Source organism: Burkholderia sp. ABCPW 111 (assembly GCF_000773065.1).
GTDB lineage: Bacteria > Pseudomonadota > Gammaproteobacteria > Burkholderiales > Burkholderiaceae > Burkholderia > Burkholderia savannae.
Window position 1 is genome coordinate 1 of sequence record NZ_JPWT01000014.1, and the last position, 13,981, is coordinate 13,981.

Sequence of the window (13,981 nt, forward strand, 5' to 3'; positions counted from 1 at the left end):
CCATTGCCGACGTTCCATTGCCGACGTTCCATTGCCGACGTTCCATTGCCGACGTTCCATTGCCGACGTTCCATTGCCGACGTTCCATTGCCGACGTTCGATTACCGCCACGCGCCTCGACCGGATCGGGAGCCGCTTCCATCACGGCAATCAGGCACGTTCAGAACGCGTCGTCCGCCGTCGCCGCGGCGCGCGCGCCGCGCGCGACGAAGCGGCCGGCGCGCTCGCCCGTCGGCGCGCCGCCGCAATACGACAGCACGCCGTTCACCCACACCGCCTCGATCCCGTGCGCCGGCTGCTGCGGCTGCTCGAACGTCGCCGCGTCGCGCACGCGATCCGCGTCGAACAGCACGAGGTCCGCGTGATGGCCGACCCGCACTTCGCCGCGCTGCGCGAGCCCGAAGCGCCGCGCCGACAGCGACGTCATCTTGCGCACCGCCTCCTCGAGCGGGATCAGCCGTTCGTCGCGCGCGTAGTGGCCGAGCACGCGCGGAAACGCGCCCCAGAGGCGCGGATGCGGCAGCGGATCGTTCGGCAGGCCGTCGGAGCCGACCATCGTCGCCGGATGCGACAGAATCCGGCGCACGTCGTCCTCCGACATGTTGTGATACACGGCGCCCGCGGGCTGCAATCGGCGCGCCGCGTCCTGCTCGGGCACGCCCCATTCGCGTGCGATCGCCTTCAGCAGCTTGCCCGCCATCTCCGGATGCGGCCGCGACCACGTGATCGTGATGTCGATGTCGCCCGTCGCCTGCTTGATGTCGAGCGTCGACGAGCTGCGGCTGTACGGATAGCAGTCGCAGCCGACGGGCTGGATGCGCCGCGCGCCCTCGAGCGACGCGAGCACTTCGCCGCTGCGCCCCCAGTTCGACGGCCCCGCGCACTTCAGATGCGAGATCACGACGGGCACGCGCGCATGCCGGCCGACGCGGTACGCCTCGTCCATCGCGTCGAGGATCGCGTCGAATTCGGTGCGCATGTGCGTCGTGTAGACGGCGCCCGCGTTCGCGAGCGGCTCGGCGAGCGCCATCACCTCTTCGGTCGGCGCGGCGAACGCGGAGCCGTACGCGAGCCCCGAGCTCAGGCCGAGCGCGCCGTGCGCGAGCGCCTCCTCGAGCTGCGCGCGCATCGCGGCGATTTCGGATTCGGTTGCCGCGCGGTCGAGCCGGTCCATCTGGTTGTTGCGCAGCGCGGTGTGGCCGACGAGCGCCGCGACGTTCACGGCCGGCCGCGCCGCGCCCACCGCGTCGACGTACGCGGCGAAGGTCGGATAGCGAAACGCCTCGCGCGCGCCGAGCAGGTTCATCGGATCGGGCGGATCGCCGCTCAGCGCGACGGGCGACGCGCTGATCCCGCAATTGCCGACGATCACCGTCGTCACGCCCTGCGAAATCTTCGGCAGCATCTGCGGCGCGTCGATCACGTGCGTATCGTCGTGCGTGTGCACGTCGACGAAGCCGGGCGCGAGCGCGCGGCCGTTCGCCTCGACCACCTGCTCGGCGAGCCAGTTCGACAGGTTGCCGATCGCGGCGATCCGGTCGCCGCGAATCGCGACGTCGCGCTCGACGGGAGGCGCGCCCGTGCCGTCGTACAACTGCGCGCCGACGATCAGCGTATCGGCCGCTTCGGGATGCGAGTGCATGTCAGTCTCCTAACGGTTGGCGGTCGCCGCCGCCGCGGTGCAGGTCGAGCGCGTGCTTCATCCGGCGCAACAGCTCGCGGCAGTCGTCGCCGAGCCGCAGCGCGACTTCGGTGACGAGCACGTCGAGCGCCATCAGCATCGCATAGCGCGATGTCGACGGCTTGAAGATGAAATCGGTTTCGAACGCGACGACGGGAATCAGGTGATCGGCGAGCTGCGCGAGCGGCGACGCGGGCGCGGTGATCGCGACGAGCGTCGCGCCGTAGCGCTTCGCGAGCGCGCAGCTCTCGATCTGCTCGGGAACGCGCCCCGACACCGACAGCGCGACGACGACGCAGCCGGGCGCCGCCGTGCTCGCGACCATCCGCTGCAACAGCGCGTCCTGGTAGCTCGCGACCGGCCGGCCGAAGCGCACGAGGCGAAAGCGCAGCTCGTCGGCGAGCGCGGTCGAGCCGCCGCCCTGGCCGTACACGTAGATCATGTTCGCGGCGGCGAGGGCCGTGGCCGGCCCGTCGAACGGCGTCTGGCGCAGCAGCCGGTGGTTGTGCTCGAGCGCGATCTGCACGTCCTCGTACACGCGCGCGACGGGCGTTGCGTCGCGCTCCGAGTCGGCCTCGGCCGGGGTCAGAAAGCGCTGGCCGACCGCCGCCGCCTGCGCGAGCCGCAGCTTCAGCTCGCGCACGTCGCGGCAGCCGACCGCCTTCGCGAAACGCGTGACGGTCGCGACACTCACGTCCGCCTGCGCGGCGAGCGCGCCGATGCTCGCGTGCGCGGCCTGGGCCAAATCGCCGAGGATCAGCGCCGCGACCTTGCGCTCGGCGTCGCGCAGCTCGGGCGCGCACTCGGTGATCCGGGCGACGATGTCGAAGGCGGGCTGCTCGATGGACGAGATCATGGGGACGCGGCGTACTTGCAGGGGCAGCCGGTGCGAACCGGCTTGTTAATAAATAACATCACCGCAGCGATGCTACTTTCTGTACTATCGCGAAGTCAACTTCGCATCGATATATATGGACGATGGAGCGAGATGAGATGAAAGTTACAAACTATCAGGAAGCGACGATCGATCCGTTCGGCAAGGGCCTCGGCAACGTGCCGAGCGCGAGCGTGCCGCTCGCCGACGCGGGCCGCCTCGAATGGAATCTGCTCGCCGAGGACGTGAGCCTGCCCGCCGCCGTGCTGTATGCGCAGCGGATCGAGCACAACCTGAAGTGGATGCAGGCGTTCGTCGCCGAATACGGCGTGAAGCTCGCGCCGCACGGCAAGACGACGATGGCGCCGCAGTTGTTCCGCCGCCAGCTCGGAACGGGCGCATGGGGCATCACGCTCGCGACCGCGCATCAGGTGCGCGCCGCGTACCACGGCGGCGTGCGGCGCGTGCTGCTCGCGAACCAGCTCGTCGGCAAGCACAACATGGCGATGATCGCCGAGCTGCTGACCGACCCCGATTTCGAATTCTTCTGCCTCGTCGACTCGGTCGACGGCGTCGAGCAACTCGGCCGCTTCTTCGGCGCGGCGGGCAAGCCGCTCAACGTGCTGCTCGAGCTCGGCGTGCCGGGCGGGCGCACCGGCGTGCGCGACGACGCGCAACGCGACGCGGTGCTCGCCGCGATCGCGCGCCACGCGGGCGTGCTGAAGCTCGCGGGCATCGAGCTGTACGAAGGCGTGTTGAAGGAGGAAGGCGAGATCCGCGCGTTCCTCAGGCGCGCGGTCGGGCTCGTGCACGAGCTCGCGTCGGCGGGCCGCTTCGCGCGCGCGCCGGCGCTGCTGTCGGGCGCGGGCTCCGCATGGTACGACGTGGTCGCCGAGGAGTTCGCGCAGGCGTCCGACGCCGGCGTGATCGACGTCGTGCTGCGCCCCGGCTGCTATCTGACGCACGACGTCGGCATCTACAAGAAGGCGCAGACCGACATCTTCGCGCGCAACCCGATCGCGCGGAAGATGAGCGAAGGCCTGCTGCCGGCGCTGCAACTGTGGGCGTACGTGCAATCGATTCCGGAGCCGGAGCGCGCGATCGTCGCGCTCGGCAAGCGCGACTCGGCGTTCGACGCGGGCCTGCCGGAGCCGGCGCGCCACTTCCGCCCGAGCGCGGGCGGGCTGCCGCGCGAGATCGCGCCGGGCGAAGGCTGGGAGGTGACCGGGCTGATGGATCAGCACGCGTACTTGAAGATTCCGGCAGGCGCGGACCTGAAGGTCGGCGACATGGTGGCGTTCGACATCTCGCACCCGTGCCTCACGTTCGACAAATGGCGGCAGTTGCTCGTCGTCGATCCGCAGTACCGCGTGACCGAAGTGATCGAGACGTACTTCTGACGTCGACTCGCGTTTCGCGCAAGCGGCCGGCGGCGCGAGCGGCGGCCGCTCGCGAGGGGCGACCGAGTGCGGCAACGCACGGCGCGGCATGACGACGCGCGACGCCGCGTGTGCCGCGTCGCACCCGAGCGGCGGCCGCCGCTCTTCGTCGCTTCGTCGCTACTTCGCTACTTCGTCATCGATTCGCGCCGTCACGTGACCGAGGCGATCCACGCGCACTTGCGGCGTCGACGCACGTTTGGCGGGCCGCAGTAGCGATCTGGCGCACGGGCAGCCGGCGTTCGCGCGAAGCAGTCGCGCACGAGCGCGCGCTAGCGCCACGCGCGTCGTGCATGCCGCGCGTGCCGTGCATGCCGAGTCGCCGCTCGATTCGCCGTTCCCGCGCCCGTTCGTTTCGCGATCGGCGGCGCACGCTCGCGCAACGCCCGCACGCCGCACGCTTCGCCCATCCGCGCCGCGCTCCGCGCATCATTTCATTCCGTCCGGCGCCACATTCTCCGCGCCGCCGAGAGGGCAGCCGCCTCGCCAAGCATCCTGACGCCGACGGCCCCATCATCCGTGCGCGCCGCGCCGGTGCGGCGGCCGCGCACCCGATCGCCCCTTGCGTCACGCGCGCTTCACGCGCGCGTCATCTGCATCGCGGCGGGCCGGAGTACACTGCCCGTTCGTCCTGGATCATCCGACGTCGTTCAACAGGAGAAGGCCATGGCAGCAAAGAAGATTCTGTTTCTGACGGGCGATTTCGCCGAAGACTACGAGACGATGGTGCCGTTCCAGGCGCTGCTCGCGATCGGCCATCACGTCGACGCCGTCTGTCCCGGCAAGCGCGCGGGCGACAAGGTGAAGACGGCGATTCACGATTTCGAAGGCGATCAGACGTACACGGAAAAGCCCGGCCACCAGTTCACGCTCAACGCGACGTTCGACGACGTCGACGCGACGGGCTACGACGCGCTCGCGATCGCCGGCGGCCGCGCGCCGGAGTATCTGCGTCTCGACCCGAAAGTGATCGCGCTCGTGCGCGCGTTCGCCGAAGCGAAGAAGCCGATTGCGGCGATTTGTCACGCGGCGCAATTGCTCGCGGCGGCCGACGTGATCCGCGGCAAGCGGATTTCGGCCTACCCGGCGTGCGCGCCGGAAGTGCGGCTCGCGGGCGGCGAATATGCGGATATCCCGGTCGACGCCGCCGTCACCGACGCGCCGTTCGTCACCGCGCCCGCGTGGCCCGCGCATCCCGCGTGGCTGTCGCAATTCCTCGCGCTGCTCGGCACGCGCATCGAACTCTGAGCCGGCGCGCGCGGCGGCGCGCACCGCATGCACGCCGCGCGCTCAGCGCGTCGCGGCCTTCGCCTGCGGCGCGCCGCCCACTTCGGCGACGCGCGCCTCCAGCATCGCCAATGCGCCGGACAGCGCACTGAGCGCATCGTCCGGCAGCGACGCCATCGTGTCGTGCAGGAACGCATTGCGGCGCGGCAGGCACGCCTCGAACGCCGCGCGCCCGGCGCTCGTCAGCTTCACGTTCGTCACGCGGTTGTCGCGCGGATCGGCTTCGCGGTCGATCCAGCCGAGCGTCTCGAGCGTCTTCAACTGGCGCGTGAGCGCGCCCGGATCGACGCGCAACAGCTCGACGAGCCGCTTCTGCGACGACGCCCCGCCTTGCTGCTCGAGCGCGACCATGATGCGCCAGCGCGGCAGCGGCTGCCCGACGTGCGTCTCGAACGCGGCCATGAACGCGCGGTACGTGCGTCCGAACTGCTGCAAGATCGCGATGCGGTCCTGTTCTTCCATGCGCTGACTTCGGCTCCGATAAGCAAACTGATAGGGATGGCGCGAGCAAGCGCCCGCTCACTCGGCGACGACGGTCGGCTCGAGCTTGCGGCGCAGCTCGACGGGCGGCACGCGGCGGCTTTGCCACACCGCGACGAGCGCGACGAGCGCGCCGAGCGCGATGCCGATATGAATCGCGCCGACGAGCGACTCGCGCGCCGCTTCGAGCAAACGCGCGCCATGATGCCCGGCGCGCGCGAGTTCGTCCACCAGGCGCGCCTGCGCGGCGCGGTCGATCAGCACCTGCGGATCGGCGAGGCTCGCCTGCCACCGCAGCGCGCCGTCGGCGGCGAGCGCGTCGCGCACGCCGCTCGCGTAGAGCTGGTTGACGAGCGTGCCCGTGAGCGCCGTGCCGACCATCCCGCCCACCATCCGCAGCGATTGCAGCAGCGCGGTCGCGATCCCGAGATGCTCGCGGCCCGCCGTCTGCTGCGCGAACACGGTCAGGTTCGGCAGCACGAAGCCGAGGCCCACGCCGCCCGCGACCATCAGCGCCATCAGCGCCCAGCCGGGCGTCGCGTGCGTCGACGCGACGACGCCCCCGCACGCGATCGCGAACAGCAGGAAACCGACGTACAGCATCGCATTCGGGTGGCGGATGCGCGTGATCACGCGGCCGTTCATGATGCTGCCGATCGTGATGAACACGACGAGCGGCGTGATGACGACGCCCGCCTGCTGCGGCGACATCCCGAAACCGCCCTGGAACAGCAGCGGCGCGTAGAAAAGGAGCGAGAACATCGCGAAGCCGGCGAGGATCGCGAGAATGAAGAGCGCCGACAGCGCACGGTTCGAGAACATGTCGAACGGCAGAATCGGCTGCGCGCAGCGCTTCTCCCAGCGCCACAGCGCGACGCCGCCCGCAAGCGCGGCGACGAGCAGCAGCGTCGGCCAGCCGCCGATCCCGTACTTCGGCAGCCATTCGACGAAAAGCTGCATCGCGCCGAGCGTCGCCGCGATGAGGAGCGCGCCCGGCCAGTCGAGCCGCATCTTGGCGCTGTGCTCGACGTGCCGCATGTGCGGCAGATAGCGCCACACGAAGAAGAGCGACAGCAGGCCCACCGGCAGATTCACGTAGAACACCGAGCGCCAGCCGTAGTTCTGCGTGAGCACGCCGCCGAGCGACGGCCCGATCGCGTTCGCGATGCCGAACGCCGAGCTCATCAGCACCTGCCAGCGCAGCCGCACGACCGAATCGGGAAAGAGGTCCGGAATACACGCGAACGCGGTGCCGACGAGCATCCCGCCGCCGATTCCCTGCAACCCGCGCGCGAGCACGAGCGACAGCATGTCCTGCGCCATCCCGCACAGCACCGACGCCCCCGTGAACACGACGAGCGACGCGATCACGAACGGCTTGCGCCCGTAATAGTCGCCGAGCCGCCCGAAGATCGGCACCGTGATCACCGACGCGAGCAGGTACGACGTCGCGACCCACGCGTACAGGTCGAAGCCGCGCAGCTCGGCGACGATCGTCGGCAGCGCGGTGCCGACCACCGTCTGGTCGAGCGCGACGAGCATCGTCACGAAGGAAATGCCGAGCATCGCGAGCAGCGATTCTCGAAACGGAAGGACTTGCCCGCTCGAATGGTGGGCGGCGGTATGGACAGCCATTTTTTGTTCGCGCAACTTTTGATGCGTCAACGAATTGAAAATTTTATCATGCATCGGGTAATCTAGCCGGCGCCCCCCATGCGATGCGCGCCGCGAAGGAGTCAGATGGAACCGCTCACAATCGTTACCGGGCCGACGCTGTCGGCCGAGGATCTCGACACGCTGCGCCGGGCGAAGCAGGCGCTCGAAAGCCCGTCGCTGACGATCAAGCTGACGAGCGTCGTCGGCGCGCCCGTCGAGAAGATGATCGGCAAGCTGCCCGGCTTCGCGACCGACAAGATCAACGACGCGACGCAGCTCGCGCTGCGCAAGTGCCTGCACATCGCGCTGCGCACGCTCGGCAAGTCGGACGGCGTCGCGAGCGAGGGCGAGACGCCGAGCAAGCCGAGCAACCTGCTGCACAAGCTCGCCGTCGCGACGACGGGCGCGGCGGGCGGCGCGTTCGGCCTGTTCGCGCTGCCTGTCGAGCTGCCCGTCACGACGACGCTGATGTTCCGCTCGATCTGCGACATCGCGCGCAGCGAGGGCGAGGATCTGTCGGCCGCCGAGGCGCAGCTGCAATGCCTCGCGGTGCTCGGGATGGGCGGCGGCTTCGGCCCGCTGCCGGGCGCGGACAAAACCGGCGGCAATGCGCGGCGGGACAGGCGCGAGAAGGAAGAGGAGGACGCCGACATCGGCTATTTCGTGCTGCGCGGCGCACTCGCGCAGGCGGTGTCGAAAGCCTCGTCGGAGATGGCGTCGAAGGGTTTCGCGACGCACGGCTCGACCGCCCTGCTGCGCCTCGTGCAGTCGATCGCGTCGCGCTTTTCGGTGCAGGTGACCGAGCAGATCGCCGCGAAGTCGATTCCGGCGATCGGCGCCGTGCTCGGCGCAACCGTCAATACGCTCTTCATCGACCACTTCCAGCAGGCCGCGCACGGCCACTTCGCGGTGCGCCGGCTCGAGCGCAAGTACGGGCAGGCGGCCGTGAAGGCCGCGTATCAGGCGATCGACGCGTCGGCCGTACGCTGAGTCGCGCGCTCGACGGCGACGCGCCGCACGAACGCGGCCGCGCGCTCGAGCGCCCGCGACGATTCGGGCACGAACGGCACGTAGATCTGCCACACGTGCGGCATCTCCGGCCACACCTCGAGCTCGACGTGCACGCCCGCCGCGCGCGCCTTGTGCGCGACGCGCCGCGAATCGTCGAGCAGCACCTCGGTGCTGCCCGCCTGGATGAAGAGCGGCGGCAATCCCGTGTAATCCGCGTATAGCGGCGATGCGTACGGATGCGTGCCCGGCGTGTCGCCGAGATAGAGGCGCGCCGCGCGGCCGAGCGCCGCGCCCGCGAACATCGGATCGAGGCCGTCGTGCGAGCGCAGCGTGTCGCCCGTCGCGGCGAGATCGGTCCACGGCGAGAACAGCACGGCGCCCGCGGGCAGCGGATCGCCCGCGTCGCGCAGCGCGACGAGCGTCGCGAGCGCAAGGCCGCCGCCCGCCGAATCGCCGCCGAACACGATCGATTCGGGCGGCGTGCCCGCCGCGACGAGATGCCGGTACGCCGCGAGCGCGTCGTCGAGCGCGGCCGGAAACGGATGCTCGGGCGCGAGCCGGTAGTCGAGCGAGAACGAGCGCACGCCCGCGTGCTTCGTCAGCGCGAACACGAGCGGCCGATGCGTCTGCGGGCAGCAGAAGTAATAGCCGCCGCCGTGGAAATACAGCAGCATCCGGCTGTGCCGCGCGTGGCCGCGCAGCGCGTCCGCGCGCTCGAGCCATTCTCCGCGCAACGGCGCGTCGCCGTCGGCGTAGCGCTCGCGCAGCCGCCAGCCCGCGGGCGGGCGGCGCGGCACGCGCATGCGCAGCTTCGTCAGACGCCGCGCGCGCGCCGGATCGATCACGGGCCGCAGCGTCTCGGGCCGAAATTGCCGGCGCAGCAGCCAGCACGCGACTTTGCTCTGCCAACTCATCGAACGCACTCCGAACCAGAAGAACGTGACGATACTACGTGCGATTCGGCGCGCGTCCGTCGATTGGCCCCTCTAAATCCGCCTGCGCGGCTCAGTTCGCCGGCCGGATCTGGCCGCGAATCTCGCCGCCCGGATGGGCTTTCGTATGCACGTTGAAATACCACTTGCCCGCCATCAGGTCGCCGACCTGCTCGTCGGTCAGCGCCTTCTCGCCCGCGATCGGGCTCGCGAGCGCGTCCTTCGGGATCGGCACCTGCACGCCCGCGTTCTGGCCGACGGGCGCGGGGCCGTGAAAATGCGCGGCCGTCGCCGGGCCCGTCAGGTCGCGGTACGCGACGTTCCAGCGCAGCGTGTGGGTGGCCGTGTCGTAGGTCGCGTCGAGCGCGCCCGAGCCCTTGCTCGTCGTCGGCGGCACCTCGCTCGACGGCTGCAGGTTCGCGGCGAGCTTCACCGTCTCCGCACGCGCGATGCCCGCCGCGAACGCGCACGCGAGCACGCCGATTCCAATCTTGCGCAATGTCAACATGGCTCCTCCTTACGATCGTCGAGCACATTGCGCGGGCGCGCACGCCGCCCGCTTGAATTCCGATGGTAGACGATCTTGCACGCGCGGCGCTCGGCGCGATGCGATCGCCCCGCCGCGTCCGCCCGCGCGCGACATCGCGTCCGGCGGCCGATGCACGGATGCCGGCAGGCGGAAAGCTGCCGCCGAGAACACAGATTTGCACGAAACGGGCTGAATCCGCACGCGAGGTTTCGCTACACTCGTTGCACACAGTTGCTTGTTTCCTTCCGTCCGAAGGAAAATCTGCGAGTTTGGACGCGGCCTTCGGGCCGCTTTTTTTGCCCGGCTCGTCCGCCCGCGCACGATTGCGCGGCGACGTCGCTCGCACGGCGATGCGAGCTCGTACGAAGCGCCGCCGCCGGACTTTCACCGCACGCGCAATACGCCGCATCGTCGCATCGCGCGCGAACGGCTCCCGCTCGTCTCTTCCGCCATTTGCGAAATCAGCGTCGCGCGCCGGCGCGTCACGTCACGTTCCTGCCATTTACGCGACAATCGGTTCGACCCGAATCAAACCATGTGAAAGGTTGCGCCAGTTCTCCGCCTGTCGTCGTCGCCTCTTCGCACCGCCCTGTCCCGCCGGTTTCCGCTGCGAAGCGCAGTCCGCGCATCCGCGCTCGCCGCGACATCCGCGCACGCGCAGGAATTCGCGCTGTTCGGCGGTCTGCTCTCGGGCGGAGGCGCTCACAGCTACACGCGGGCGTTCGATTATCAGGAAGGGCTCGGCCGCTATGCGGCCGCCGGGGCTTCGCCTAGTACAACGAGGGACACATTACGAATCACCACCGCGACGGCCAGGCGGTCCGGCTCTGGAGCCGGCCGCCGCTGCGCGACAACCGCTTCGTGATCTCGGCGGGCGCGGGCCCGTACCGGTATCTCGACACGACCGCCGCGTCCGAAGGGCGCGGCTGTTCGAACTCGCACGGCTGGGGCGTGTTGATGAGCGTGCGCGCCGCGTACTACATGTCGCATCGGTGGCTCGCGCACGCGCTCCTCGATGACAAGGTCAGGCTTTCCGCCGGCGCGGGCGCGTACCTCACGCTCAACGCGCGCAGCCTCCGCGGCCGCACCGGCGAAGGCGACGGCGACGGCGAAGGCGACAGCGACGGCCGCGTGTCCGGCATCGCGTCGATGCCGGCGAGCTACCGGTTCGACGATCGCTCGCGCGCGTCACGTGGAATCGCGTCGTCACGCGTTACGATCGCCAAACAACCGCAATACGGACGCGATTCAGGCCGGGCTCGGCCACCGCTTCCGACGCCCTCTCGACTTCTTTTGGCTTGCGTCAATCGAGCGCGCGCAGCACGCCGATCAGTTGCTTCGCGGCGACGTCCCATTGATACCGCGACGCGTGCCTGCGCCCTTTCTCGCGCATCTCGCGGCGCAGCTCGGCATTACCCATCAGCTGCGCGATCGTCGCCGCGATGTCGATCGCGTCGTGCGCGTCGCAATACAGCGCGGCGTCGCCGCACGCCTCGGGCAGCGACGCCGCCCGCGACACGATCACGGGACACCCGCAATACATCGCCTCGAGCGGCGGTAGGCCGAATCCTTCGTATAACGAAGGAAACACGAAGCAACCGGCATGCTCGTAAAGCGCCTTCAGCTCGCCGTCGCTCACGTAGCCCGCCCACGTGACGTTCCGGGCGCTCGCGTTCTCGCCGAGCTGCGACGCGCCGAAAATCTTGACGTTGCTGCCGCCCGCGATCACGAACTTGAGCTCGGGGTGCGTGCGCTCGAGCCGCGCGATCGCGTCGAGCGTGCGCGCGAGATTCTTGCCGGGCGCGATCGAGCCGACGATCAGCACGTAGCCGTCGTAGGCGAGGCCGAGCCGCTCTAGCACCGACGGATCGCTTTCGACGCGTCCGAAGTGGTCGACGCCCGACACGATCGTCGACACGTCCGTCGGCGCGACGCCGAGACGCGCGACGATCCGCTCCTTCGAGAAACGCGACACCGTCAGGATGTGCCGCGCGCGGCGCTTGAGCATCCAGAACGCGAAGCGATACCAAAGGCGGAACGTGAGCGAATAGCCCTGCGGAAAGTCGAACACGGCGACGTCGTGAATCATCACCACCTGGTTGCGCTTGAAGAGCGGCCCGACGTTGCAGAGGCTGACGAGCGTCTGCCCGCGCGTCGCGAACGGCAGCGCCAGTTGCTCCCACAGCGCGCCGCGCAGCCGCGGCACGACGCGACGCGCGACCGCAGGCGGCAGCGCATCGCTCGCGTGATCGCGCGGCACGACGAGCGTCGGATTACGCTCGCCCGGCAACAGACGCGCAAGCGCCGACGTGAACTCGTGCGCGACGCGCTGCACGCCCGTGAGGCGCTGCGACGTGAACTTGCCGTTGATCGCGACGGGCGCCGGCAACGCCGCGACGCCCGAACGCTCGGCGGCGAGCGCGGCGCGAGGCGGCGCGTCGTGCACCGCGCTCGCCGCCTGCGACGCGCTCACCGTCATTACATCGAAGTCCTGACGATCTCGCAGCACATGCGGCGACGGTTTGGATAAGGGGGAAGACAGATTCATGGCGGCAGCGGCGGCGTGACGACACCTGGTTGACGGTCGCATCCGCGACAGTCGCGGATGTACGCTATACACGTTCAAGTGTCGTCGTTCCGTGGCGCGCGGTCTGTGCGTTCCGTCGCACAACGCGGCGCACAACGCAGCGCACAAGGCGGCGCACGGCGCGCGAACGTCGCCGTGCGCCGCATCCGCATGCGTCAGCGGCCGTGGCTTACCGACCAGATCAGATAGAACGACTCGGCGGTCGGCAGGATCTGCGCGAGCATCCGGTTGAAGCGCGCGGCGGGCGCGGTGCCCACGTACACGACGTCGAGCGGCTTCATGTCGAACTCGGTCGCGAGCATCAGCGCGTCCACCTGCGTCATATCGAGGCGGAACACTTCGGGCTTGTTGTGCTCGGGCGCGTAGTTGACCTTCTTCAGGCCTTCCTGCAATCCGCTTTGCACTCCGGGTGCCTGAGCAAGCGGCGGATTCGGATGGCGGACCACGATCACCTGGCGCGGATTCGCCCCCGTCGGATCGATGCTGCCCGCCGCGCTCAATGCATCCGCGAGCGACAACTGCCCCTGGTTCATGTAGACCGTCTGCGGCTTCGGCACCTCGCCCATCACGAACACGCGGTTCTGCATGCGATCGGGCACGTGAACGATGTCGTTCGCCTGCAGCACGATGTTCTGGCGCAAGTCGCCGCGATTCAGGATGCGGTTCACGTCGATCGTCATCACCTGGTCGCCGCGCGTGACGAGCACGCGTTGCAGATCGGCGTCGGGATTGCCGCCGCCCGCGCGGTTGAGCGCATCGACGACGCGCAGATGCGAACCCGTCAGCGACAGTTGGCCCGGGTTCTTCACGTCGCCCGTCACCTGCACGCGCTGACTGCGGTACTGCGTCACGCGCACGTCGATCTGAGGATTCCTGATCTGTTTATTGAGCCGATGCGACAGCAGCGCGGCGATCTGCACGGGGCTCATCCCTTCGACACGCACGCGCCCGATCGTCGGAAAGAAGATCGTGCCGTCGGCGGCGACGCGCTGGCCCGGCGAATCGACCTCGCCCTGCCCGTTCGTGCCGAACGCGCTGACCTGCTGCGGCAGCACGCCGCCCAGGCCGCCCGACGCCTGCAGCGTGCCGATGTCGGCGAGCGGCGACGTGTCGGTGCCCGTGCCGTTACTGCCGCCGCGCGTGAGTTCGGGGTGATCCCATACGACGATGCCGAGTACGTCGTCCGGGCCGACGCGATAGTCGGCGGGCGCGGCGGGCAGGCTCTGCGCGATCCCCGCTTCCTTCGCGCGCGTGTCGGCCTCGTCGGCCTGCTTGAGCGTGTAGACGAGCTGCGGCGTGATCAGCTTGACGTCGTACACCGCCGAATCCGTCGGTGCGCTCAGATTGTCGTTCATGCGGCTCGAATCGAGCGCCGGCCCGGGGGCCAGCGCACAGCCCGACAAGGCGGCCGCCGCGGCGGCCGCCCATGCTAGGGGCTTGAACATCTTGTGGTTTCTCCTTGGTAGCGTGGTCGTCGACGCGGAGTTCTCCGCGGGCGCGTTCCG

11 protein-coding genes and 1 pseudogene are annotated in these 13,981 nt (G+C 69.4%); 4 read left to right on the forward strand and 8 right to left on the reverse strand.

Going from position 1 to position 13,981, the window contains the following annotated elements:
* Positions 1-160: 160 nt before the first annotated feature.
* Positions 161-1,642, reverse strand: a complete 1,482-nt coding sequence (locus X946_RS03915; RefSeq protein ID WP_038744362.1) for an N-acyl-D-amino-acid deacylase family protein — start codon at positions 1,640-1,642, stop codon at positions 161-163.
* 1 nt (position 1,643) lies between these two features.
* Positions 1,644-2,537 carry a MurR/RpiR family transcriptional regulator gene (locus X946_RS03920; protein ID WP_038744364.1) on the reverse strand — a complete coding sequence of 298 codons (894 nt, stop codon included), beginning with the start codon at positions 2,535-2,537 and terminating at the stop codon, positions 1,644-1,646.
* 137 nt (positions 2,538-2,674) lie between these two features.
* Between X946_RS03920 and X946_RS03925 the strand changes: the two genes are divergently transcribed.
* Both X946_RS03925 and X946_RS03935 read left to right on the forward strand, forming a co-directional pair.
* Positions 2,675-3,955, forward strand: a complete 1,281-nt coding sequence (locus X946_RS03925; RefSeq protein WP_038744366.1) for an amino acid deaminase — start codon at positions 2,675-2,677, stop codon at positions 3,953-3,955.
* Between the two features lie 705 nt (positions 3,956-4,660).
* On the forward strand, positions 4,661-5,242 hold the full coding sequence (locus X946_RS03935; protein ID WP_038744369.1) for a DJ-1/PfpI family protein: 582 nt from the start codon (positions 4,661-4,663) through the stop codon (positions 5,240-5,242).
* A gap of 42 nt (positions 5,243-5,284) precedes the next feature.
* On the opposite strand, the gene X946_RS03940 is transcribed toward X946_RS03935, so the two are convergent.
* Positions 5,285-5,743 (reverse strand): MarR family winged helix-turn-helix transcriptional regulator, encoded by a 459-nt coding sequence (locus X946_RS03940; protein ID WP_038744371.1) that lies wholly within the window; start codon positions 5,741-5,743, stop codon positions 5,285-5,287.
* Positions 5,744-5,800: 57 nt separating this feature from the next.
* Entirely contained in the window at positions 5,801-7,396 is a 1,596-nt protein-coding gene (locus X946_RS03945; protein ID WP_038744373.1) for an MFS transporter, read from the reverse strand.
* Between the two features lie 105 nt (positions 7,397-7,501).
* On the opposite strand from X946_RS03945, the gene X946_RS03950 reads away from it, so the two are divergent.
* Entirely contained in the window at positions 7,502-8,407 is a 906-nt protein-coding gene (locus X946_RS03950) for an EcsC family protein (protein ID WP_038744375.1), read from the forward strand.
* Here the strand turns inward: X946_RS03950 and X946_RS03955 are convergent.
* Positions 8,377-9,342, reverse strand: a complete 966-nt coding sequence (locus X946_RS03955; protein WP_038744377.1) for an alpha/beta hydrolase — start codon at positions 9,340-9,342, stop codon at positions 8,377-8,379. The genes X946_RS03950 and X946_RS03955 overlap by 31 nt on opposite strands.
* Positions 9,343-9,433: 91 nt before the next feature.
* Positions 9,434-9,868: a CHRD domain-containing protein gene (locus X946_RS03960; protein ID WP_038744379.1), complete on the reverse strand. Its 435-nt coding sequence runs from the start codon at positions 9,866-9,868 to the stop codon at positions 9,434-9,436.
* 583 nt (positions 9,869-10,451) lie between these two features.
* On the opposite strand from X946_RS03960, the pseudogene X946_RS30070 reads away from it, so the two are divergent.
* Positions 10,452-11,162 (forward strand): annotated as a pseudogene (locus X946_RS30070) (hypothetical protein); the annotation flags it as partial.
* Between the two features lie 30 nt (positions 11,163-11,192).
* On the opposite strand, the gene X946_RS03970 reads toward X946_RS30070, so the two are convergent.
* Both X946_RS03970 and X946_RS03975 read right to left on the reverse strand, forming a co-directional pair.
* Complete coding sequence (locus X946_RS03970) at positions 11,193-12,437, reverse strand: glycosyltransferase family 4 protein (protein ID WP_038744381.1); 1,245 nt, start codon at positions 12,435-12,437, stop codon at positions 11,193-11,195.
* A gap of 194 nt (positions 12,438-12,631) precedes the next feature.
* A complete protein-coding gene (locus X946_RS03975; RefSeq protein ID WP_038744383.1) occupies positions 12,632-13,921 on the reverse strand; it encodes a polysaccharide biosynthesis/export family protein in 1,290 nt (429 codons plus the stop codon).
* Positions 13,922-13,981: the final 60 nt, after the last annotated feature.

Coding starts and splice junctions, on each gene's coding strand:
- X946_RS03915 (WP_038744362.1), bottom strand. CDS start 1,642: ATGCACTCGCATCCCGAAGCGGCCGATACGCTGATCGTCGGCGCGCAG.
- X946_RS03920 (WP_038744364.1), bottom strand. CDS start 2,537: ATGATCTCGTCCATCGAGCAGCCCGCCTTCGACATCGTCGCCCGGATC.
- X946_RS03925 (WP_038744366.1), top strand. CDS start 2,675: ATGAAAGTTACAAACTATCAGGAAGCGACGATCGATCCGTTCGGCAAG.
- X946_RS03935 (WP_038744369.1), top strand. CDS start 4,661: ATGGCAGCAAAGAAGATTCTGTTTCTGACGGGCGATTTCGCCGAAGAC.
- X946_RS03940 (WP_038744371.1), bottom strand. CDS start 5,743: ATGGAAGAACAGGACCGCATCGCGATCTTGCAGCAGTTCGGACGCACG.
- X946_RS03945 (WP_038744373.1), bottom strand. CDS start 7,396: ATGGCTGTCCATACCGCCGCCCACCATTCGAGCGGGCAAGTCCTTCCG.
- X946_RS03950 (WP_038744375.1), top strand. CDS start 7,502: ATGGAACCGCTCACAATCGTTACCGGGCCGACGCTGTCGGCCGAGGAT.
- X946_RS03955 (WP_038744377.1), bottom strand. CDS start 9,342: ATGAGTTGGCAGAGCAAAGTCGCGTGCTGGCTGCTGCGCCGGCAATTT.
- X946_RS03960 (WP_038744379.1), bottom strand. CDS start 9,868: ATGTTGACATTGCGCAAGATTGGAATCGGCGTGCTCGCGTGCGCGTTC.
- X946_RS03970 (WP_038744381.1), bottom strand. CDS start 12,437: ATGAATCTGTCTTCCCCCTTATCCAAACCGTCGCCGCATGTGCTGCGA.
- X946_RS03975 (WP_038744383.1), bottom strand. CDS start 13,921: ATGTTCAAGCCCCTAGCATGGGCGGCCGCCGCGGCGGCCGCCTTGTCG.